16 protein-coding genes are annotated in these 21,345 nt (G+C 74.5%); 9 read left to right on the plus strand and 7 right to left on the minus strand.

Annotated features, from left to right (window positions below; all coding sequences use genetic code 11):
- Positions 1 to 282: 282 nt before the first annotated feature.
- Both ACIQCH_RS16785 and ACIQCH_RS16790 read left to right on the plus strand, forming a co-directional pair.
- Positions 283 to 1,176: an alpha/beta fold hydrolase gene (locus ACIQCH_RS16785; RefSeq protein ID WP_402581446.1), complete on the plus strand. Its 894-nt coding sequence runs from the start codon at positions 283 to 285 to the stop codon at positions 1,174 to 1,176.
- Between the two features lie 151 nt (positions 1,177 to 1,327).
- On the plus strand, positions 1,328 to 4,129 hold the full coding sequence (locus tag ACIQCH_RS16790) for a hypothetical protein (RefSeq protein WP_402581448.1): 2,802 nt from the start codon (positions 1,328 to 1,330) through the stop codon (positions 4,127 to 4,129).
- 52 nt (positions 4,130 to 4,181) lie between these two features.
- Here ACIQCH_RS16790 and ACIQCH_RS16795 read toward each other — a convergent pair whose 3' ends face one another.
- From ACIQCH_RS16795 to ACIQCH_RS16825, 7 genes are all read right to left on the minus strand, one after another.
- Positions 4,182 to 4,793 (minus strand): TetR/AcrR family transcriptional regulator, encoded by a 612-nt coding sequence (locus tag ACIQCH_RS16795; RefSeq protein WP_402581450.1) that lies wholly within the window; start codon positions 4,791 to 4,793, stop codon positions 4,182 to 4,184.
- A gap of 160 nt (positions 4,794 to 4,953) precedes the next feature.
- Positions 4,954 to 6,123 carry an acyl-CoA dehydrogenase family protein gene (locus ACIQCH_RS16800; protein WP_402581452.1) on the minus strand — a complete coding sequence of 390 codons (1,170 nt, stop codon included), beginning with the start codon at positions 6,121 to 6,123 and terminating at the stop codon, positions 4,954 to 4,956.
- Between the two features lie 114 nt (positions 6,124 to 6,237).
- On the minus strand, positions 6,238 to 7,413 hold the full coding sequence (locus ACIQCH_RS16805) for an acyl-CoA dehydrogenase family protein (protein WP_402581453.1): 1,176 nt from the start codon (positions 7,411 to 7,413) through the stop codon (positions 6,238 to 6,240).
- A gap of 115 nt (positions 7,414 to 7,528) precedes the next feature.
- The gene (locus tag ACIQCH_RS16810; RefSeq protein WP_402581455.1) at positions 7,529 to 9,730 is read right to left on the minus strand and encodes an acetate--CoA ligase family protein; all 2,202 of its coding nucleotides are present in this window, start codon (positions 9,728 to 9,730) and stop codon (positions 7,529 to 7,531) included.
- Between the two features lies 1 nt (position 9,731).
- Complete coding sequence (locus ACIQCH_RS16815; protein WP_402581457.1) at positions 9,732 to 9,923, minus strand: ferredoxin; 192 nt, start codon at positions 9,921 to 9,923, stop codon at positions 9,732 to 9,734.
- A 156-nt stretch (positions 9,924 to 10,079) separates the two neighbouring features.
- Positions 10,080 to 11,369, minus strand: a complete 1,290-nt coding sequence (locus tag ACIQCH_RS16820; protein ID WP_402581459.1) for an NADH-ubiquinone oxidoreductase-F iron-sulfur binding region domain-containing protein — start codon at positions 11,367 to 11,369, stop codon at positions 10,080 to 10,082.
- A gap of 375 nt (positions 11,370 to 11,744) precedes the next feature.
- A complete protein-coding gene (locus ACIQCH_RS16825; RefSeq protein ID WP_402581461.1) occupies positions 11,745 to 12,110 on the minus strand; it encodes a hypothetical protein in 366 nt (121 codons plus the stop codon).
- A gap of 556 nt (positions 12,111 to 12,666) precedes the next feature.
- On the opposite strand from ACIQCH_RS16825, the gene ACIQCH_RS16830 reads away from it, so the two are divergent.
- The 7 genes from ACIQCH_RS16830 to ACIQCH_RS16860 all read left to right on the plus strand — a co-directional run bounded on the left by ACIQCH_RS16830 (position 12,667) and on the right by ACIQCH_RS16860 (position 21,257).
- Positions 12,667 to 14,100 carry an SRPBCC family protein gene (locus tag ACIQCH_RS16830; RefSeq protein ID WP_402581463.1) on the plus strand — a complete coding sequence of 478 codons (1,434 nt, stop codon included), beginning with the start codon at positions 12,667 to 12,669 and terminating at the stop codon, positions 14,098 to 14,100.
- Between the two features lie 131 nt (positions 14,101 to 14,231).
- Positions 14,232 to 15,416, plus strand: coding sequence for a spermidine/putrescine ABC transporter substrate-binding protein (locus ACIQCH_RS16835; RefSeq protein ID WP_402581465.1), 1,185 nt, complete (start codon positions 14,232 to 14,234; stop codon positions 15,414 to 15,416).
- A 1-nt stretch (position 15,417) separates the two neighbouring features.
- Positions 15,418 to 16,392 carry an ABC transporter permease gene (locus ACIQCH_RS16840; protein WP_402581467.1) on the plus strand — a complete coding sequence of 325 codons (975 nt, stop codon included), beginning with the start codon at positions 15,418 to 15,420 and terminating at the stop codon, positions 16,390 to 16,392.
- Positions 16,389 to 17,291 (plus strand): ABC transporter permease, encoded by a 903-nt coding sequence (locus tag ACIQCH_RS16845; RefSeq protein WP_402581469.1) that lies wholly within the window; start codon positions 16,389 to 16,391, stop codon positions 17,289 to 17,291. Before ACIQCH_RS16840 ends, ACIQCH_RS16845 begins: the two co-directional genes overlap by 4 nt.
- A gap of 3 nt (positions 17,292 to 17,294) precedes the next feature.
- Entirely contained in the window at positions 17,295 to 18,443 is a 1,149-nt protein-coding gene (locus ACIQCH_RS16850) for an ABC transporter ATP-binding protein (RefSeq protein WP_402581471.1), read from the plus strand.
- 14 nt (positions 18,444 to 18,457) lie between these two features.
- Entirely contained in the window at positions 18,458 to 19,777 is a 1,320-nt protein-coding gene (locus ACIQCH_RS16855; protein ID WP_402581473.1) for a flavin monoamine oxidase family protein, read from the plus strand.
- 55 nt (positions 19,778 to 19,832) lie between these two features.
- Positions 19,833 to 21,257, plus strand: coding sequence for an aminobutyraldehyde dehydrogenase (locus tag ACIQCH_RS16860; RefSeq protein ID WP_402581688.1), 1,425 nt, complete (start codon positions 19,833 to 19,835; stop codon positions 21,255 to 21,257).
- The last annotated feature ends 88 nt before the right edge of the window (positions 21,258 to 21,345 follow it).

The following is a 21,345-nucleotide window of genomic DNA, read 5'->3' on the forward strand; positions in this document are numbered from 1 at the left end:
GGGGGGGGGGCGGGGCGGCGGGGGGGGCGGGGGGGCGGCCGGCGCCCGGCGGGGGGGGGGCCCCCCCCCCCCCCCCCCCCCCCCCCCCGCCGGGGGGGGGCCCCCCCCCCCCCCCCCCCCCCCCCCCCCCCCCCCCCTCCGCCGTTTCCGACCCGCCGTTTCCGACCCGGGCACCGGCGTCCCGGCACCGGACGGAACTTTTTTCGCGGACAGCGATGAGTTCCGAACCCGACGCCGGTCCAACCCATGACAGCACCGCACGCAGCACGAAGGAGAAGGACCATGACCTCCATGACCGGGACGGTGACCCGCACGCTGGAGTCCGTCGGCGCGACGATCGCGTACGACGTGCGCCCCGCGCAGGGTGCGGGCGAGGGGACCGGGGACCGGCCCGCCCTGCTCCTGATCGGCTCGCCCATGGACGCCACGGGGTTCACCACGCTCGCGTCGCACTTCCCCGACCGGACCGTGATCACGTACGACCCGCGGGGTGTCGGCCGCAGCGTCCGCACCGACGGCGTCGCCGAGAACGTGCCCGGCGAGCACGCCGAGGACCTGCGGCGGGTGGTCGAGGCGGTCGGCGCGGGACCGGTGGACGTCTTCGCGAGCAGCGGCGGCGCGGTCAACGGGCTCGCCCTGGTGGCGGCCCACCCGGAGCTGGTCCGCACCCTCGTCGCGCACGAGCCGCCCACCGCCCAGGTGCTGCCGGACCGGGAGGCGGCGCTGGAGGTGTGCGCCGACATCCACGCGACGTACCTGCGGTCGGGGACGGGGCCGGCGATGGCGAAGTTCTTCGTGGTGGTGAGCCGCCGCGGCCCGTTCCCCACCGACTGGCGGGACGAGCCGACGCCGGACCCGGCCGCCTTCGGCCTGCCGACCGAGGACGACGGCACGCGCGGTGACCCGCTGCTGGGCCAGAACATGCGCGGCTGCACGTCGTACGAGCCCGACTTCGACGCGCTGCGGGCCGCGCGGACGCGGCTGGTCGTGGCGGCCGGCAAGGAGTCGGAGGGCCAGTTCCCGGCCCGCGCCGCGGCGGCCGTCGCGGAGCGGCTGGGGACGGACCTGGTGCTCTTCCCCGGCGACCACGGAGGCTTCCTCGGCGGCGAGTACGGCCAGCAGGGCGAGCCGGAGGCGTTCGCCCAGACCCTCCGCGAGGTCCTCGACCAGGACTAGTACTGCGCCGACGGCTTCCTCTCGGCCCGCGCGCCCTCGTGGCTGACCTTCCTCCGCCGGTGAGGTGGCGGAGGAGGGTCAGGACTTGACCGCCCCACGGCGGCGGGACGACCCTGGAGGTAGGACCCCGAGATTTGTGGGGTGATCCCCCATGTCATTCCCCAGCGGTATCCGTTCGGGGGAGCCCAGCACGGGTCAGGCCAAGGTGCGGCAGTCCTTGCCGCCACGTCCGATGGCGGGCTCCTACGCCGTGGACGAAGCCCTCTTGTTGGAGAACGCGTTGGACGCCGTGCGCGCCCGGCCCGATATCGCCAACCAGTTGAGGCTTCTCCAAAACGCCCCGGACCTCGCTGCTGTGGTGGAGGAGCAGCAAGATCTCCTCCAGCGGAACCTGAACGACCAGCTGGAGCGGACCCGCCAGGTTGCGGGCCGCCTGGATGATCTGCTCGTGACGCAGATGAGATCCGATCCGGTGAAATACGCCGCGTTCACGGAGCTGTCAGAGGTGGCGGACGAACTACGCGATTCGCGGGCGGCGCTGCTCGATCTCAACCGTGGACTTCCCCGCGATGCGGCGATCGAAGCAATGGCGGACTACGTACGGGACCAGCTGACCGTGGCGTGGCAGCGACGGGAGAAAGCCCGAAGACTGCTGGTCGCGCGCACGTCCGGCACCGGCAACTTGATACGGGGCATCGCAAAGGAAAGTCCGGCCGCTCCGCCCACGTGGCCGAACGATTCCCGAGTCGCGATCTTCCGCGAGCTCACGGCACTCCGTAGCGCACAGGCCGAAATTGAGGCCGGCCTGGTGGAGGACGTGCGCGAACAACAGGCACGGGCCAGTGAGCGCCAGGACTACCGCGCCCTGGAGACAGAGTGGCGGGCAGCGCGGGCGGAACTCGACTCAGTCGCGGAATCCTGCGTCTATACGGTGGTCGTCACTGCCCTCAACAGCGCGGTGGCCGCGCAGTTCGCCTTGAGCATGAAGGTCGGTTCCCTTGACCTTCTCCGCGAGACGGTCGCCAACAGAAAGGTAGTGATGACCTCTGCCTTCGAGCGGTTGGAGTCGATGATCGACCGGTGGGGCGAGGGAAGCTTCGGCATCGCGGGTCCCCGCGGTGTGGGCAAGTCCAGGCTCATCGAGTACTTCACGACGTCCAGTCAGCCGACCACGGGAGCCGAGGAGGCGGACCTGCCGCCTAAGCAAACCAGGGTGGGGGTCAGGCTGGCAGCCCCCGTCGCGTACGATCCGCGCGATTTCGTCCTCCACCTGCACGCCGAAGTCTGCCGTGCCCTGCTCGGCCCCGACGCAGATCGCAGTCTCGAAGCCGAGGTGAACGACAGCCCACGCCCACGCTACGCGACAAGAGCCGCCACCGCGGTGGGCATCGCGCTGGGCGGAGTGGCCGTCCTGGCGACCGGCGCCACACTAGTGGCCCGCGCGGCCCGGCTGGTCACCGCTCCGGACGATGCGTGGACCTATGCCGGCCTGGCCCTGACCACCGCCGCGGTGGCCCTGATGGTGGTGCTCTTCGCTGCTGCCGTAGAGCTGGCAGTGCCACCTGCCTTCCGGTCCACGTCCACGTCCGCTCCAGCCTCCGAGGGCGGGCCTGCGTCCGAACAGGACCGACGGCACGCCCGGGTGGAAGGTCTCACGAGGCGGTGGTGCCCTGCCCTCGCGCTGTGCGCGGCGGGCGGCCTATCGCTGCTCACGGTGTCTGGCGGGCTGGGGCGGGGTACGTGGATGCTGCTGGGCGGTGTCGCGATGGTCCTCCTCGGTGCGGCGCTGATCCTCGCAGGAAGCCGGCTGGCGACATCGTCCACGCACTTCTGGCGGATCGCCCGCGCCGGGACACCCGACAAGTCGAGGTACTCCCGGGAGGCCGCGCTCCGTGAACTCGCCCTCGACCAGCTCCGGCAGATCCGCTACGAACAGACCCTCAGCAGTGAGCACACGATGACACTCAGGCTCGGCGGTGCGCGCCAGCTTCCGGTAGGGGTCGACATCGGCGCCAAGCGAGGGACGACGGTGGCGGAGCGGGCCAAGAGCTATCCCGAGATCGTGGCCGGACTCCGGGTGTTCCTCGAGGCCGTGACCCAGCACTACCAGCTGATCATCGCTGTCGACGAGCTGGACAAGCTGAGGAGCGCGGACGAAGTCGAGAAGTTCCTCAACGACGTCAAGGGAATGTTCGGAGCCAGCCGGTGCTTCTTCCTCGTTTCCGTTTCCGAGGAAGCCGCCGCAGGCTTCGCACGGCGCGGGATGCCCTTCCGTGATGTCTTCGACAGCTGCTTCGACGACGTCCTCGCGCTGCAGCGCCTGGAGCTTTCCACCGCGCAGCAGATGCTCCACGGACTGCTCCTGGGGTGGAAGGACCCCTTCGTGGCACTGTGCTACGTCCTCTCGGGCGGCCTCCCCCGCGAACTGCAGCGCAGCGCACGCGCGTTGGTCGGCCAGCACGAGGAGGGGAGCGAGATCGACCTGGTGCAAGCGGTGCCGCAGCTCATGAGGAGCGAGGCCGTGGCGCGGCTGGCCGGCGTTCGCCACGGATTGCTGAGGGAAGCCGCTGGCCCGGCGGGCCTCGCGCTCGTCAACCGGATCGAAGTCATCGAACCTGAGGGCGCCTCAGCGGACCGATTCCGCGAGTGGTACGAGGAGCTCGGCGCGTGGTGCCTCCGGCAGTACACCGTTCTCCGCCCGACCGACGGATCACCCCAGATGCCCGCGGCAACCCGCCTGGGTTGTGAGCTCGCCGCCTACATGCTCTTTGCCGCGACGGTGATGCAATTCTTCGGTGCACATCTGACTTCCGAACGCCTCAAGCAGGCCACAGCGCCCGGCGCGGGCGCCGCTTCCCTCACCAAGCTCGCCGACGCCCGCCACGCCCTCTCCCTCAGCCCCTGGACTGCAGTCGGCTGCCTCATCTCCTTCCGTGACGCCTGGGGCCTCTGAAAGCGACCCGGGGGCACGGCCGGACCCCGTCCATCCGGCGGGCCCGGCGGCGTCAGAGGGCGGGGAAGGCGGGCGGGGTGCCGAGGGCCGGGGCGATGGTGCCCCAGATCGCGGCCTCGGCCGCGGCGACCGTCAGGCGGGGGTCCGCGAGCATGAGGCGGATGCCGAAGCCGTCGCACAGGGCCAGCACCAGGGTGCTCACGGCGTCGACGTCGCAGGGGGCGAACTCCCCCGCGCCGATGCCGCGGCGGATCGCCTCGGCGACCCAGACGTGCAGTTGCTCGTAGAGGTCCAGGGTGAGCTCGTGGGCCGAGGGATCGCGCAGGGCGCGGACCCACAGCTCCTGCCACAGCTTCCAGTCCTGGCGCAGCTCGGCGTCGGTGGGGAGCATGCTGTGCACGATGCGGGCCAGGGTCACCGCGGCCGGCACGGCGCCGGCGTCCCGCTCCAGCTCGGTGCCGGTCTGCTGGAAGGAGTGCCGCATCGCCTCGTCGAAGAGCTTCTCCCGCGTCTCGAAGTGGTAGTGCAGCAGCGCGGTGGAGACCTGGGCGCGCTCGGCGACCATGCGCATGCGGATCTTCTCGAAGCCGACCTCCGCGATGACCGCGCAGGCCGCGGTGAGGATCCGCTCGCGGGTCTCCTGCGTGCGTTCGGCCTTGCTCACGTCGTGACTCCCCATCCGTGTCCGTCCGTGCCGGTACGCGTGTCCTCGGGTCGGCCGCCGCCCGGACCCCCGTACCCGCGGTGACCATCTTCGCCCATGAGTCACCGCGGGCGGGGGTGGCGGTGGCGGCCGGGTCGTGCCCGGGCCGCCCTACGGTCCGTCAGGCGGTGGGCAGGTGCAGCACGCCCGTGCCCCGCTTGACCAGTTCGCCCGCGATGATCAGGCGCTGGATCTCCGACGTGCCCTCCCAGATGCGGTCCACGCGCAGCTCGCGGTAGAGGCGCTCGACGGCGTACGTGCGGTCGTAGCCGCGCCCGCCGAAGACCTGCACGCAGCGGTCCACGACCCGGCCGGCCGCCTCGCTCGCGGAGAGCTTCGCGATGGCCGCCTTCGCGTGCAGGGTCTTGCGGTCGGCGTCGGGCTGGTCGGTCTCCCACGCCACCTGGTGGAAGTACGCACGGTTCACCGCGATGTCGACGGCGCAGTCCGCCAGCATGCCCTGCACGAGCTGGAAGTCGGCGATCCGGGAGCCGAACTGGCGCCGCTCGACGGCCCAGTCGCGGGCCAGCTCCAGTGCCCGCTCCGCGGCCCCCGTCGTCCGGGCGGCGATCATCAGGCGCTCCTCGGTGAACCAGGAGCGGGTGATGTCGTAGCCGTCGCCGATCCCGCCGAGGACGGCGTCCTCGGGCACCTCGACGTCGGTGAACGTGAACTCGGGGTGCTCGTAGACGAAGGTGTGCATGAAGCGCGGAACCCGGGTGATCTCGACCCCGGGGGTCTCCTTGTCCACGAGGAAGAGGGTGGGGGCCCGCTCCTCCCCCGCCGCCGCCAGGACGATGAGGAAGTCGGCGTGGTCGCCGACGGTCACGAACCACTTCTCGCCGTTGATGACCCAGCCGCGGTCGGTGCGGGTGGCGGTGGTGGCGAGGTTCTGGGGGTCCGAGCCGGCCCCGGGCTCGGTGACGGCGTAGCAGTCGCGGCGGTGTCCGCGGATGACGGGGACGAGGTAGCGCTCGCGCTGCTCGGGGGTGCAGTGGCGCAGGGCGTTGGCCGGGCGCCAGACGGTGTCCCACAGGGCGCCGGTGAGCCGGCCGAGCTCCTCCTGGACCACGGCCTGCTCGAAGATGGTCAGGCCGGCGCCGCCCCATTCGGCGGGCATGTTCACGGCCTGGAGGCCGCTGGCCAGGACGGCGTCGCGGATCTCGGCGTGGGCCGCGGGGGGCAGGCCGTTGGCCTCCTCGCAGTCGAGCTCGTACTTCTCGATGAAGGCGGCCAGCTCGCGGGCGGTGGCCTTGAGCTGCTGCTGACGGGGGGTGAGGCGGAAGTCCATGGGTTCCTGTCTCCGGTCTGGTGGGTGCGGTCGGGCGGGACGCGGTCCGGTGGGGGCCGCTCCGGTGGGCGGGCGGGCGGGAGGGACGGGGGGAGGGAGGAGGGGGCGGGCGGGTCAGGGGGCGGTGGGGAGCGCCAGGGCGCCGGTGCCGCGCTTGACCAGCTCGTTCGCGACGATCAGGCGCTGGATCTCGGACGTGCCCTCCCAGATCCGGTCCACCCGGAGCTCGCGGTACATGCGTTCGACGGCGTACGTACGGTCGTAACCGCGCCCGCCGAAGATCTGCAGGCAGCGGTCCACGACCCGGCCCGCGGCCTCGCTGGCGGCGAGCTTGGCGGTGGCGGCCTTGGCGTGCAGGGTCTTGCGGTCCGTGCCGGGCTGGTCGGCCTCCCACGCCACCTGGTGGGTGTACGCGCGGTTCACGGCGATGTCGGCGGCGCAGTCCGCGAGCATGCCCTGGACCAGCTGGAAGTCGGCGATCCGGGAGCCGAACTGGCGCCGCTCGACGGCCCAGTCGCGGGCCAGCTCCAGCGCCCGCTCCGCGGCCCCGGTCGTCCGGGCGGCGATCATCAGCCGCTCGTCGGTGAACCACTCCCGGGTCAGCTCGTAGCCGTTGCCGACGCCGCCGAGGACGTCCTCGTCGGGGACGAACACGTCGGTGAACGTGAACTCGGGGTGCCCGTTCACCGCGGAGTGCATGAAGCGCGGGACCCGCGTCATCTCCACCCCGGGGGCCTGCTTGTCGACGAAGAAGAGCGTGGCCTCCCGGTCGGGGCCGGCGTCGGCCTGGACGAGCAGGAAGTCGGCGATGTCCCCGCAGGTCACGAACCACTTCTCACCGTTGAGCAGCCAGCCGCCGGCGGTCCGGGTGGCGGTGCTGGTGCCGGATCCGGGGTCGGATCCGGCACCCGGCTCGGTGACGGCGAAGGCGTCGAACCGCTCACCGCGGATCACCGGCAGCAGGTACTTCTCGCGCTGCGCCCCGGTGCCGTACGCCAGCACGTTGGCGGGACGCCAGGGGATGTCCCAGAGGCAGTTGGTGACCTTGCCGAACTCCTCCTCGACGATGACCTGGTCGAGGAGGGAGAGGCCGGCGCCGCCCCACTCCGCGGGCATGTTGATGGCGTAGACGCCCGCGTCCATGGCGGCCCGGGTGAGCTCGCGGACGGTGTCGGCGGGGAGCGAGCCGCCGGCCTCCTCGGACTGGTTCTCGTAGGCCATGAGCAGCCGTGCGTAGCCGGCGGCACGGGCTTTGAGGTCGGCCTGGGCGGGGGTGTAGCGGAAGTCCATGTGCGGCTCCTGGGTGGATCTGGGCTGGGTCTGGGGCTGGGGTCGGGCGGTGGGGTCGGGCGGTGAGGCGGAGGGACAGGGTCGGCGGAGGACCGGGCCGGGTGGGGCCCGGTCGTCAGGGGGCGGCGGGCGGCGGGGCCAGGACCGCGCGGGCGTCGAGGGCGAGGACCCCGTCCGGGCGGGCCAGCAGCGGGTTGACCTCCAGCTCGTCGATCTCGGGATGGGCCGCGGCCACCTCGGTGATCAGGGCGACGGCCTCGGCGGCGGCCCGCAGGTCGACCGGGGGGCGGCCGCGCGCGCCGGTCAGGAGCGCCGCGGTGCGCAGGCCGCGCAGGAGCCGTTCGGCGTGCGCGGGCGGGACGGGGGCGAGGGCGAACGCCACGTCGTGGAGTGCCTCGGTGAACACCCCGCCGAGGCCGACCATGGCGACCGGCCCGAAGCGGGGATCCCGGTTGACGCCGACGATGAGCTCGACGCCGTCGGTGAGGTCCGCCATGGCCTCCACGGAGTACGCGGCGGCGCCGAGCCGGGCGTGCATGGCACGGTGGGCCGCCACGAGGGCCGTCCGGTCCGGCAGCCGCAGGGCGACCCCGCCCGCGTCGGACTTGTGCAGCAGGTGCAGGGCCTTCAGGACGTACGGGCCCGGGAACGCGTCGGCGGCAGCGAGCACGCCGGCCTCGTCGATCACCTCGCGGGCGGCCGGGAAGGGCACGCCGGCGGCGGCGAGCAGGGCCCGTACGCCGTGGTAGCCGGGGTCGCCCAGCGGCACGGCGGGGTCGGGCAGGGGGGCGATGACGGTGGCCGGCCGGGGGGCCGTCATGGCGGCCAGGGCCCGCGCGGCGTCCTCGGTCGCCTCGAACACCGGTACGCCGGCCCCGGCGAGCACCCGGCAGCTCGGCGAGTCGGGGTACATGGACTGCACGACCAGGGGCTTGGGGGTGCCGGCGGAGCCGCGGGCCGCGCCGCCTCCGGCGGTCGCGCCGGGCGGGACGAGGCGGGCGGCGAGGGTGCGGGCCGCCGCCAGCTCCCCGGCGGCCAGGGTGCCGGGGGCCGGCTCGTCGGGCGCGAGCGGGGTGGCGGCGCCCGCGGGAGCCTGCGCGGCACCGGGGTCGGTGCGGGCCGCCGTACCGCCGCCGAGGCCGCCCTCGGAGGCCGCGTACCCGCCGAAGTAGCCGGTCATGAGGACGGCGTCGACCTCGTCCGCGTCGAGCAGGGCCGCGACGGTGCGTGCGTACGAGTCCGGGTCCTGCTCCCCCATCCCGGCGAGGTCGACGGGGTTGGCGACGGAGGACTGGGCCCACAGGACCCGGCGCAGGGATTCGCCTACCGGGGCGCTGAGTTCGGGCACGGTGAGGCCCTGGGCCTCGACGGCGTCGGCGGCGATGGCCCCGTGGCCGCCGCCGTCGGTGAAGACGGCCGTCCGGCGGCCGGTTCCGCGGGTCCTCGTCCGGGACCGCAGGGCGGCGAGGACGACGGCCATCTCGCGCGGGGTGGCGACCAGTTCGACGCCCGCGTCGCGGCAGGCGGCGGCCACCACGTCGGCCGAGGTGGTGAGGGCCCCGGTGTGGGACTGGGCGCTGCGGGCCGAGGCGGTGCCGCGTCCGGCGCTGAGCAGGACGACCGGCTTGTCCGCCGCCGCGGCGGCGCGGGCCAGCGCGCGGCCGTCGCCGAAGTCCTCCGCGTACACGGCGATGGCGTGGGTCTCGTCGTGGCGCGCGCAGTCCTCGACCAGGTCGACGAGGGTCACGTCGGCCTGGTTGCCGAGCGAGACGAAGCGGGAGAAGCCCACGCCGTGCGGTGCGCAGCGCAGTTGGAGTTCCAGGGCGAGGTTGCCGCTCTGGCTGAGGAGGGCCACGCCGCCGGGGGCGAACGCGTCGGAGGCGAGGTAGAGCTCGGTGGTGTTGTCGGCGATGCCCAGGCAGTTGGGGCCGACGAGGACGGCTCCGGCGGCCCGGACCCGGTCGGCGACCGCGCGCTGGCGGGCCAGTCCGGCCGGGCCGGTCTCGGCGAAGCCGGCGGTGATCGCGACGATCGCGCGGGCCCCGCAGGCCAGGGCGTCGTCGACGGCGGCCTCGAAGCCGGGGCCGGGTACGGAGACCACGACCAGGTCCACCGGTTCGCCGAGCTGCGGGAGGGAGGTGGCGGCGGGGCGGCCGAGCACGGTCCCGCCGCGGCGGTTGACGAGGTGGACGGGACGGCGGCCGGGCGCGCGCAGGGCCTGGGCGGCCACCGCGTGGCCGTACTTGGCGGGGTCGTCACTGGCGCCGACGACGGCGACGGAGCGGGGGTCGAAGAGGGCGGTGAGGTCGCGGGCCACGTCAGCCGACCACGCGCAGTGCGGCGTTGGGGCAGGCCTCGGCGCAGGCCTTGGCGTCGTCCTCCGCCGAGAGGGGGACGGGGATGTCGAGGACGACGGCGTAGCCCCACTCGTCGAGCTCGACGAGCGCGGGCGCGTGCTCCTGGCACAGGCCGTAGCCCTGACAGCGGGTGGAGTCGAGGAGGAGTTTCATGACGGTCCTTTCGGGAGGCCCGGGCCGGGGCCGGGCCGGGGTGCTGCGGGGTGGGGGAGGGCGGTTGCGGCGCAGGGGGGCCGGGAGGCGGGCGGCGGGGATGCGGGCGGGTGCGGGACGGGTGCCGGACGGCGGGGCTGCCGGGCGGACGGGACCTCAGGGCTCCCGGGGCCGCTCGGGGCCGGGTGGGGCGAGGTCCGGGACCGGGACGGTGAGGTCCGGGGCCGGGAGCGTGAGGGGCGGGACCGGGACGGTGAGGGGCGGGCAGGGGGCCGGGCAGACGGGGCAGGCGCCCTGCACGTGGGTGTCGAGGGCGGCGGGGAAGGCGGTCGCGACGGTGCCGGCGAGCTGGGCCGCGGCACTGGGCAGGCCGCAGGCCCCGCGGCCGCGCAGGCCGGTGGACCAGCGGTGCAGGCGTTCGCGGAGGTCGGCCGGGGCGTCGCCGAGCGTGAGCCCGCGGAGGGCGTCGGCGATGGCGGCCGTACCCGAGACGCAGACCCCGCACTGGCGGCTGCTCTCGGCGGCGAGGTACCGGGCGGCCTCCGCGGCGAGCGCGACGGGGCACTCCTCGGGGCCCAGGAAGCGCAGTGCCCCGCAGCCCACTGCGGTGCCCGCGGCGCGCAGCGCCTCCGGCTCCAGCGGCAGGTCGAGGCCCGTGCGTCCGACCAGCCCGCCGAAGAGCCCGCCCACCAGGGCGCCCCAGGCGTCCGGGACGCCCTGCGCGGCGGCGAGTTCGCGCAGCGGCACGCCGTACGGCACCTCGGTCAGGAGGGCCGGGGCCGCCCCGCCGGAGAGGGTGAGCAGCGTGCTGCCGGCGATGGCGTCGCGCAGGTCGGGGCGGGCGGCGACGGCCGCGATCCGGGCCAGGGTCTCCACGTTGGCGACGAGGGTGGGGGCGCCGCCGACGCCCTGTTCGTACGGGCGCGGGGGCTTGGCGGTGGGGAGGGCGGGGCCGCCTTCGATGCGGCGCACCACGGCGCTCTCCTCGCCCGCGACGTAGCCGGGAGCGGTCAGGACGATCCCGACGGGGAGGGGCGTGGGGTGGCGCGTGAGGGCGTCACGGACGCGGTCGGCGGCGTCGGGGTCGGAGACGTACACGTAGCCGCGCGCGGCCCGGGTGATCCGGGCGGCCTGCACCAGGCCGTCGAGGACGAGGCCGGGGCGGGCGCGCAGGAGCCAGCGGTCCTTCACCGAACCGGGCTCGCCCTCCTCGCCGTTGGCGACGACGACGGGGGCCGGGCCGGCGCCGGCCGCGTCGCGGACGGCACGCAGCTTGCGGGCGGCGGGGAAGCCGGCTCCGCCCCGGCCGCGCAGCCCGGCGGCGGCGAGGTGCCCGAGCAGTTCCTCGGGGTCCGGGCCGTGGACGCCGGACGGGGCGTCGTCGGCGGGGTGGAACCGGAGCAGCGCGCCGGCGTCGGGGACGAGGGACTTCACCACCGTCGTCATGGCTGGAACTCCCTTCCTGGTGAGGGCGGGGTGTGGGTGGGGTGGGGGCGCGGCGAGCGGTGGGACGGGAGGGAGGGGCCTGACCGCTTCGGGCGGACCGTCGCTCGCTCCGCCGCCGGCTCCGCGCCGCGCGCCGCGGGCGGTGCGGCGGACGCGGGCGGTGCTCGGGTCCCTGGGTCCCCGGGTCCCCGGGTCCCCGGGTGACGGTGCCGGCGAACCGGTCCCGCGCAGTGCCCGGCGGGTGGGGGTGCGACGGGCGACACGGCCTGCCGTCGGCGGCAGACCTCCGTCGTCCCCCGCGGGACCGGTGGGCGGGGCGGACGGTGCCGCCGGGGTGCCGACCGGTGGCGCCGCCGGGGCCGGCGCTCGGGCGGTCTAGGCGGGCAGGAGGGACAGCGCGTGTTCCAGGGCCCGGCGTTCGGAGGTCGTGCGGTCCCAGCCGGGGCCGGGCAGGCCGATCAGCATGCGGTGGTGGTCGAGGACGACCTCGGCCGCCAGTCGGGCCGCCCGCCGGTCGCCGGGGCGGGTGCCGGCGGCGACGGCGGTGACCAGTGAGGTGACCTCGGCGAGGTAGCGGAGCCAGGCGCGTTGGGTGCCGTGCAGGACCAGGTGCTCGAGTCGGCGGCGCTCGGCGGCGGCCGGGGGTGCGTCGGGGTCGCGCAGGGTGGCCACGGCGAGGGGGAGTTCGCGTTCGGGTTCGGGGGTGAGCCCGAGCCAGGTCAGGTTCCGGCGACCGCTCATGCCTGCCTCCGAGGGGCTGGTGGTGGGTGCTCCCCCGCCGCCGGTGCCGGCCGGTGCGCCGTCGGGTCCGTGGGCGGGCGGGGGTGTGCGGGGTGTGGAGGGGCCCGTCGGCCGGTCGCGGCCGGTGGGCCGGACCGGGGGTGGGCGGGTCGTGCGTCGGGGAAGGTCCCGTTCGGTCGTGGCCGGGGGGAGGGACCCTGGTGGGGTACGTGTGGCGCGTCGTACAGGAGGGGCGTCCCGCGGGCCGGAGCCGGCCGGTGGGCCGGGGCGGCGGGCGGGTGGTGCAGCGCGTTACGTCGGGGGCGCGAGCGCCCTTGGGGGCCTCGTCCGGCCGCCTGGGGAGCGGAGGGCCGGGACCGGCTGATGGGACTACGCTAACTAACCAATCAGTCAGTCATCAAGTCTTGACACCCCGGAAACCCACCAGCAATCTGACTGACCAATCAGTCAGCACCAGCCCCGGACGCCCCGTCCCGGGCGGGTGCCGACAGCCGATCGGGCCGCCCCGCCCGGCCGTCCCCACCGGCCGCCCGCGCGGGGCATGGAGGATTCCGCGATGCGCCCCGAAGCCACCGAATTCCAAGCCCCCCAGACGTCCGAGGCCCTGCGATCCCCGGCTCGCGAAGCCCCCGGACCCCAACCGCTCCCGGCGGATCCGGGGGCCCGCCCTCCTCGGACCGCGACCGAAGGCCACACCTCCCGGACCGCCGGCGAGGCCCCCGCCGCCCGGACCGCCGCCGAGCCCCGCACCCCCCGCACCCCCACCGACCCCGAGGCCGCCCCGGTCGCACCCGAGGCGGCGGCCCGCGAGCCCTTGGCTCCCGGGGCACCCGACCCCCACGGGCCGCCGCCGCAGGCCCTGCCGGCGCGCTACTACACCGACCCCGCGCTCGCGGAAGCGGAGCAGCGGCACGTCTTCGCCACGTCCTGGCAGCTGGTCTGCCACGAGTCCGACCTGCCGGGACCCGGCGCGCGGCTCGCCGCCCACGCGGCCGGCCGCGAGGTGCTGGTCGTACGGACCCAGGACGGCTCCCTGGCCGCCCACCTCAACGTCTGCCGCCACCGCGGCACCCGGCTCGTGACCGCCCCCGAGCCGTCCGGCAAGGCCATCCGCTGCCCGTACCACGGTTGGACGTACCGCCTCGACGGCACGCTGGTCGGGGCCCCCGAGGCCCGCCAGATCCCCTGCCTGGACAAGCCGAAGCTCGGGCTGCTGCCGGTGCGCGTGGAGTCCTTCCTCGGCTTCGTCTTCGTCAACCACGACCCCGACGCCGTTCCGCTGGCGGAGAGCTGCGCCGGGCTGGCCGAGGCCGTGGGCCACTACGCGGGGCCCGAGCTCGTGCCGATCGGCAAGGACCGGATCCACGACCTGGCCGGCGCCGAGGTGCAGCACGCCAACTGGAAGGTGGCGGTCGACAACTACCTGGAGGGCTACCACGTCCCGGTCGCCCACCCCGGACTGATGCGGCTGCTGGACTACCAGTCCTATACCGCCGAGACCGCCGGGGCGTACGCCCTCTTCGCCTCCCCGCTGCGCGACAAGCCCTCCTCCAACTGGGCCGAGCGCCTCTACCAGCGGGTCACGGCCCCGATGCCCGGCCTGCGGGAGGAGGACCGCCGGGTGTGGCGGTACGCGGTGATCTACCCGAACACGCTCATCGACTTCTACCCGGACCACGTCCTCGCCTGGACGGCCGTGCCGACCGCCGTGGACCGGGTCGCGGTGCCCGGCGCGTTCTACGCCCGGCCCGGCAGCGGTCTGCGCACCCGTATCGCCCGCCGGCTCAACGTCCACATCGGCTGGATCACCAACGACGAGGACGCCGAGCTGGTGGCCAGGGTCCAACAGGGCCTGGGCACACCGGGGTTCGTCCCGGGCCCGCTGTCACGGCGGGAGGCCGCGGTGGGCTGGTTCGCCGACCGGATCCGTGCCGACCTCGCGGACGCCGACGCCGACGCGGCCCCGGAACGACCGGCCCCCGAGGCCTGAGGCCCCCGGCCCGACGCCCCCAGACACCCGCCCAGCGCTCCGGCACACAGCACCCCCGATCCCCACCCCCCGCGCCTCCGAACCACCGCCGAACCGCCGCCGAACCGCCGCCACGACGGAGAGGACCGCAGATGTCCCCCGAGGCACCACCACCCCCAGCCCCGTCCCCCGCCCCCTCCCCCACCCTCGAGCCCGCCCCCTTCCCCGCCCCGTCCCGGCGCTCCTTCCTCCGCGCCGGCGGAGCCGCCGCCCTCGCCCTGACCACCGCCGGCTGTGGATTCATGGCGAGCGGGTCCACCGGCGCGGCGGCCGAGCGGCCGATCGAGATGAAGCCCGACGGCGACCTCGTCTACTTCAACTGGGCCGACTTCGTCGACCCGGCGGTCTTCGCCGGCTTCGAGGACGAGTACAAGGTCAAGGTCATCCAGTCCAACTACGACTCGATGGAGGGCATGGCGGCCAAGCTCAACGCCGGCAACCGCTACGACGTCGTCTTCCCGAACGCCAAATGGGCGCAGCGACTCGCCGCCGGCGGCCGGCTGCACCGCATCGACCACTCCCAACTCACCAACGCGGGAGCGGTGTTCGACGCTTACGACTACTTCGCCGACCCCTGGTACGACGCCAGGTCCGCGCACACCGTGCCGTTCACGATGTACAAGACCGGCATCGGCTGGCGCCGGGACCGGCTCGGCGACGAGCTGACCGGCTCGTGGGACGACCTGTGGAACGCGAAGGCCCGCGGCAAGGTGTTCGTCCTCGACGACCGCGACGAGGTGCTCGGGCTCGCCGCCCTCAAGCTGGGCGTGGACCTGTGCACCGCGGACCCGGGTGAACTGCGCCGCGTCACCGCCACGTTGAAGTCGCTGCGTCCGCACCTGCGCGGCTTCTCCAGCGACAGCTACAACAACCTCCTCAACGGCAACGCCGTGATGACCCAGGCGTGGAGCGGCGACATGGCCGCGATGCTGGCCCAGGCCAAGGACCCCGACGTGTTCGGGTTCGAGACCGCGAAGGAGGGCGCCCCCGTCAACTCCGACTGCTACGCCATCCCCGTCGACGCCCCGCACCCCGGCACCGCGATGCTGTTCATCGACTACATGCTGCGACCGGAGAACGTGAAGCGGAACATCCGCTACATCGGCTACCCGATGCCCGTCGCCGGGACCGAGGACACGTACCGCTCCCTGGTCGGCCCGTTCGAGGCCTGCGTGGTGAGCACCGACGACCTGCGGGACGAGCTGTTCTTCCGGGGCACGGACGGCCCGGGCGAACGGGCCCGCGACCGCGCCTGGACCGAAGTGAAGGCCGGCTGACATGGCACGACGCACGCGCACGGCACCCCCGCGCACCACGGACCCCACCCACACTGCTGACCCCACCCACGCCACCGACCCCACCCACACCACTCACCCGGCGCACGCCGCGGGCCCTGCCCGGCCGACGCGCACCCGCCTGTGGACCTGGCTCATGCTCCCCGGCACCGTCTGGATGAGCGCCTTCCTCCTCGCCTCCCTCCTGCTGGTCGCCGCACTCTCCGTCGGCACCACCGACCCGCTCGGCAACCCCCGCTTCGGCCTCGACCCGAGCAGCCTGGCGGCCCTCGTCGACCCCGCCTACCGGGTGGTGCTGCTGCGCTCCCTCGGGTACGCGGCGCTGGCCTGCCTCGTCTGCCTGCTGGTCGCCTACCCGGTGGCGTACGCCATCGCCCTGCACGGCGGCCGGTTCAAGAACCTCCTCATCGCCGCGATCGTGGTCCCGTTCTTCGCCAACTACCTGGTGCGGATGTACGGCTGGTCGGTGGTCCTCTCCGACGACGGGCCCGTGCTGCGGGCACTGCGCGCCCTCGGCATCGCCGGCGACGGCACCGCCATCCTCCAGACCGGCCCCGGGGTGATCGCCGGACTCGTCTACGGGTTCGTGGTCTTCATGGTCATCCCGCTCTACGCGGCGCTGGAGCGGATGGACGTCTCGCTCATCGAGGCCGGCCGCGACCTGTACGCGGGGCCGCTGCGCACGTTCCTCTTCGTCACCGTGCCGGCCACCCGGCAGGGGGCGACGGCCGGCTGCGTGCTCGTGTTCCTGCCCGCCATGGGCGACTTCGTCAGCGCCCAGCTCATGGGAGGGCCGGACCAGATCATGATCGGCAACCTGATCCAGGACAAGTTCTTCCAGGGCCAGGACTGGCCGCTGGGTTCGGCCCTGACGATGCTGCTGATGGCGGTGCTGTTCGTGGTCCTGCTGGGCTACCTGCGCCGGGCCCGCCGCGACGAGGCGGAGGCGGTCCGATGAGCTCGGAGTCCACCGCCGTACCGACGGCCCCGACCGCCGCCGCGCGTCCCGCCCCGAAGGGCGCGACCGTGCGCCGGAGCCGTCGCCGGCGCGCGGAGCGCCGGCCCCGGTTCGCGATCGCCGTCACCGTCTGCTTCTTCGCCCTGCTCTACCTGCCGATCGGGGTCGTCGCGCTGTTCTCGTTCAACGCGCAGAAGTCCCTGACCGTGTTCAAGGGCTTCAGCCTGCGCTGGTACCAGGCCTTCGCCCACGACGACCTGCTGCTGGGCTCGTTGGGCACGTCGCTGCGCATCTCGCTGGTGGCGACCGTGGGTTCCATCGTGCTCGGGGTGACGCTGGCGCTCGGGCTGGTCCGCTCGCGCAACCGACTCGGCTCGCTGGCCGGCCTGATCATGCTGGTCCCCCTGATCACTCCGGAGATCGTGACGGGCGTCGCGGCGATGCTGCTCTTCAAGGGCGTGGCCGTACCGCTGTCCACCACCACCGTGATGCTCTCCGAGATCACCTTCTCCATCAGCTACGTCACGGTGATCATGCGGTCACGCATCGCGGCCCTCAATCCGGAGGTGGAGGAGGCCGCGATGGACCTCGGGGCCACTCGCTGGCAGGCGGTGCGGCTGGTGACCCTGCCGGCCCTGCTGCCCGGCATCCTGGCCTGCGCGGTGCTCGTGTTCGCCCTCGTCTTCGACGACTTCGTGCTCGCCTACTTCACCACGGGCGTCGACCCCCAGCCGCTCTCGGTGCGCATCTACTCGGCCATCCGGTTCGGGGTGCAGCCCACCATCAACGCCGTCGGCACGCTCATGCTGGCCGGTTCCGTGGCCCTGATCGCGCTGGCCCTCGCGATCCCGCGTCTCTTCGGCCGCCGCGGCGGCCTCGACCTGCTCTCCGGGAAGTGATCCATGACCTCCGCGCCCGCCCAGCCGCCCACCGGTCCCGCCGCACCCGACCCCACCGCACCCCGTCCCGCCGCGCCCGGTCCCGAGGGCCCGCCCGCCGTCCGGCTCGACCGGGTCAGCCGGCGCTACGGGGACGCGTACGCCGTCCGTGACCTCAGCCTCGACATCGCCCCCGGCGAGTTCTTCTCCCTGCTCGGCCCCTCCGGCTGCGGCAAGACCACCACCCTGCGGATGATCGGCGGCTTCGCCGACCCCACCGAGGGCGCGGTGCTGCTCGGCGGCCAGGACGTCACCGGCCTGCCCCCGCACCTGCGCAACGTCAACACGGTCTTCCAGAGCTACGCGCTCTTCGACCACCTCTCGATCGCGGACAACGTGGCCTTCGGCCTCAAGCGCAAGGGCGTCGGCCGCGCCGAGATCCGCTCCCGGGTCTCCGACATGCTCGACCTGGTGCAGCTGGACGGGCTCGCCGACCGCAGGCCGCGCACCCTCTCCGGTGGTCAGCGGCAGCGGGTCGCGCTGGCCCGGGCGCTGGTCAACCGGCCGCAGGTACTGCTGCTGGACGAGCCGCTGGCGGCGCTGGACCTGCGGCTGCGGCGGCGCATGCAGGTCGAGCTGAAGCAGATCCAGCGGGAGATCGGCATCACGTTCGTGTTCGTCACCCACGACCAGGACGAGGCGCTGACGATGTCCGACCGGGTGGCCGTCATGGAGGAGGGCCGGATCGCGCAGTGCGGCACGCCCGAGGACGTGTACGAGCGGCCGGCGAACGGCTTCGTCGCCTCCTTCATGGGCACCTCCAACCTGGTGCCGGGCGTCTTCCGGGAGGGCCGGGTGCACGTCGACGGCGGCCCGGCGCTGCCCGTCGGCGAGCGGCCCGACATCGCCGAGGGCGGCCGGGTGCACCTGGCGGTGCGCCCCGAGAAGATCTGGCTGTCCGACTTCGAGCCGGGCATGACCCTCGCCGACGGCGTGGTCCGCGAGACCGTCTACTCGGGCGCGACCACCACGTACCTCATCGAGCTGGCCCCCGGGGTGAGCGTCGCGGCCCTGGAGCAGAACACCGACCGGTCCCGCCGGGAGGACCGGTGGATCGGCGGCGAGCCCGTCACGGTGGGCTGGCGGCCCGAGCACTGCCTGGTCCTGGACTGAGGGGGGACGGTCACGTGAGGTACGACGTCATCGTGCTCGGGGCCGGGCTGGCCGGCCTCAGTGCCGCCCGCGACCTGGCCGCCGGCGGGGCCGACGTCCTCGTCGTCGAGGCCCGTGACCGGGTCGGCGGCCGGGTCGAGCAGACCCGGCTGCCGGACGGCCGGCTCGTCCAGCTCGGCGGCGAGGTGGTGGGGCGGGCGCACACGGCCTACCTGGAGCTGGCGGGCGAGCTGGGGCTGACCCTGGTGCCCAGCTACACCGCCGAGCCGGGGGTGATCGCCCGGGCCACGCCCGAGGGGGTCTCGACGGGAGAGCCGCCGCACTGGTTCGGCCCGGGTGACGGGGGGTGCCACGAGCGGGTCACGGCGGCGTTCGTCGCCCTGGCCGGTACGGTCGACCCGGCCGACCCGTGGTCCCACCCGCGGGCCGCCGGGCTGGACCGGCTCTCGGTCGGCGACTGGCTGCGGGCCGAAGGGGCGTCCCCGGCCGTCGTGCGGTTGTGGGAGATCGGCCAACTGGGGCTGGCGAGCGGCTCGTACGAGCGGACGTCCCTCCTGTCGGCGTTGCGCAAGCACGCGGCCGTGCCCGGCGGGGAGGCGTACGGGTACGAGGACTGGGAAGGCCTGCGGGTCGCGGAGGGCTCGGCCACGGTGGCCCTGCGCATGGCGGACGGACTCGGCGCGGACCGGATCCGGCTCGACGCCCCGGTCCGGGCGGTCGAGGTGTCCCCGACCGCCGGCTGCACGGTGGAACTCGCGGACGGGGAGCGGCTCACCGCCGGAGCCGTGGTGTGCGCACTGCCCGTCGGGCCGCTGCGCCGGGTGGCCGTGCGCGGCGTGGCCGAGGAGCGGCTCGCCTCGCTGCGCCGTCAACGGCAGGCGCACGCGGCCAAGTTCGTCGCCGCGTACGACAAACCGTTCTGGCGGGAGGCGGGGTGCAGCGGCCTGTCGGAGAACGAGGGCGTGCTGGGGAGCACCTGGCCGCAGGGCGAGGGCGTCCTGTCCGCGCTGGTGCCGCCGGAGCGGTTCGGCGTGCTGGCGGGAATGCCCGACGAGCTGCGCGAGGGCGAACTCCTGAGCGAGATGGCCCGGTTGTACGGGCCCGGGGCGCTGGACCCGGTGGCGGTGTTCCTGCGCCGCTGGGGCACCGACCCGTGGACGCAGGGGTACGTCACGCAGTGGGTGCCCGGGGACGTGATGGCGGTGGGGCCTCGGCACGGCACCCACGAACCGCCCTTCTACGTCTGCGGATCCGACCAGTGGGTGGCCGGCTACATGGAAGGCGCGGTGCGGACGGGCCGGGCCGCCGCGAAGGAGGCGCTGCGCCGTGGCTGAACTCGATGCGGGACACCGACCGGCCGCGGTCCCCGGGCCGGCTCCGGCACTGTCACTGGCACTGGATCCCGAACTCACCAACCACATCGGCGGCGTCGACCGGCCGGCCGCGTCCGGTGCGTGGATGGAACTGACCGACCCGGCCGGCGTCGGCCCGGTCCGCCGGGCCCCGCGCTCGGGACCGGCCGACGTCGCGGCCGCCTGCGCGGCGGCCGAGGCGGCCGGCGGCCCGTGGGCCGGGCGCACCCCCGCCGAGCGGCAGCGGGCCCTGCTGGACCTGGCCGACGCCCTGGAGGGACACGCCGGCCGGCTGACCGCGGCGGAGGTCGCGGACACCGGCAAGCCGCCGCTGCTGTTCCGCACCGACGAGCTGCCGGCCGTCGTGGACGTCGTACGGTTCTTCGCCGGGGCCGCGCGGGGCCTGCCCGGCACGGCGGCCGCCGAGTACGCGGCCGGGCGCACCTCGCTGCTGCGCCGGGAGCCGGTCGGGGTGTGCGCGCAGATCACACCGTGGAACTACCCTCTGATGATGGCGGTGTGGAAGGTGGCGCCCGCCCTGGCCGCGGGGAACACGGTGGTGCTCAAACCCGCCGACACCACGCCGAGTTCGGCGGTGCTGCTGGCCCGGATCGCCGCCGCGCACCTGCCGCCCGGGGTGGTGAACGTGGTGTGCGGGGACCGGGACACCGGGCGCGCGCTGGTCGGCCACCCGGCGGTCCGGATGGTCGCGGTGACCGGGAGCGTGCGGGCGGGCCGGGAGATCGCGGCGGCAGCGGCCGACGACCTCAAGCGCGTCCACCTCGAGCTGGGCGGGAACGCGCCCGTGATCGTGCACGAGGACGTGGACGTGCCGGCGGTGGCGGCCGAGCTGGCCGGCGTCGCGTTCTACAACGCCGGTCAGGACTGCACGGCGGCCGCGCGCCTGCTGGTGCACGACCGGGTGTACGAGGAGTTCACCGAGGCCTTCGCCAAGGCCGCGGCCGCACTGCGCACCGGGCCGCCGGGCGATCCGTCGGCCGACTTCGGTCCGCTGAACAACGCGGCCCAACTGGCCTCCGTACGCGGGCTGCTCGCCCGGCTGCCCGACCGGGCGGAGGTCCTGACCGGCGGCCGGGCCCTGGACCGGCCCGGCTTCTTCCACCGCCCGACGGTGGTCGCGGGGGTGCGGCAGGAGGACGAGATCGTGCAGGAGGAGGTCTTCGGCCCGGTGGTGACGGTGCAGCCGTTCCGCAGCGAGGAGGAGGCCCTGCGGCTGGCCGACGGGGTCCGGTACGGGCTCGCCGCCAGCGTGTGGACGCGGGACCTGGACCGTGCGCTGCGGGCCACCCGGGCGCTGCACACGGGGATCGTGTGGGTGAACACGCACGGGACGACGGTGTCGGAGATGCCGCACGGCGGCGTCCGGCACTCGGGGTACGGCAGCGACCTGTCCCTGGCCGGGCTGCTGGAGTACACGCAGGTCAAGCACGTGATGCTCTGACCACCGGGCCCGTTCGCCGCCCTGCCGCCGCCGTCCGCGCCGCCCACCGTGTCCTGCGGGGGCGGCGCGGACGCGCGGGCGGCACGGG

The organism is Streptomyces sp. NPDC093225, assembly GCF_044753805.1.
Lineage (GTDB): Bacteria > Actinomycetota > Actinomycetes > Streptomycetales > Streptomycetaceae > Streptomyces.

Coding starts and splice junctions, on each gene's coding strand:
- ACIQCH_RS16785 (WP_402581446.1), top strand. CDS start 283: ATGACCTCCATGACCGGGACGGTGACCCGCACGCTGGAGTCCGTCGGC.
- ACIQCH_RS16790 (WP_402581448.1), top strand. CDS start 1,328: ATGTCATTCCCCAGCGGTATCCGTTCGGGGGAGCCCAGCACGGGTCAG.
- ACIQCH_RS16800 (WP_402581452.1), bottom strand. CDS start 6,123: ATGGACTTCCGCCTCACCCCCCGTCAGCAGCAGCTCAAGGCCACCGCC.
- ACIQCH_RS16805 (WP_402581453.1), bottom strand. CDS start 7,413: ATGGACTTCCGCTACACCCCCGCCCAGGCCGACCTCAAAGCCCGTGCC.
- ACIQCH_RS16815 (WP_402581457.1), bottom strand. CDS start 9,923: ATGAAACTCCTCCTCGACTCCACCCGCTGTCAGGGCTACGGCCTGTGC.
- ACIQCH_RS16820 (WP_402581459.1), bottom strand. CDS start 11,369: ATGACGACGGTGGTGAAGTCCCTCGTCCCCGACGCCGGCGCGCTGCTC.
- ACIQCH_RS16825 (WP_402581461.1), bottom strand. CDS start 12,110: ATGAGCGGTCGCCGGAACCTGACCTGGCTCGGGCTCACCCCCGAACCC.
- ACIQCH_RS16830 (WP_402581463.1), top strand. CDS start 12,667: ATGCGCCCCGAAGCCACCGAATTCCAAGCCCCCCAGACGTCCGAGGCC.
- ACIQCH_RS16835 (WP_402581465.1), top strand. CDS start 14,232: ATGTCCCCCGAGGCACCACCACCCCCAGCCCCGTCCCCCGCCCCCTCC.
- ACIQCH_RS16840 (WP_402581467.1), top strand. CDS start 15,418: ATGGCACGACGCACGCGCACGGCACCCCCGCGCACCACGGACCCCACC.
- ACIQCH_RS16845 (WP_402581469.1), top strand. CDS start 16,389: ATGAGCTCGGAGTCCACCGCCGTACCGACGGCCCCGACCGCCGCCGCG.
- ACIQCH_RS16850 (WP_402581471.1), top strand. CDS start 17,295: ATGACCTCCGCGCCCGCCCAGCCGCCCACCGGTCCCGCCGCACCCGAC.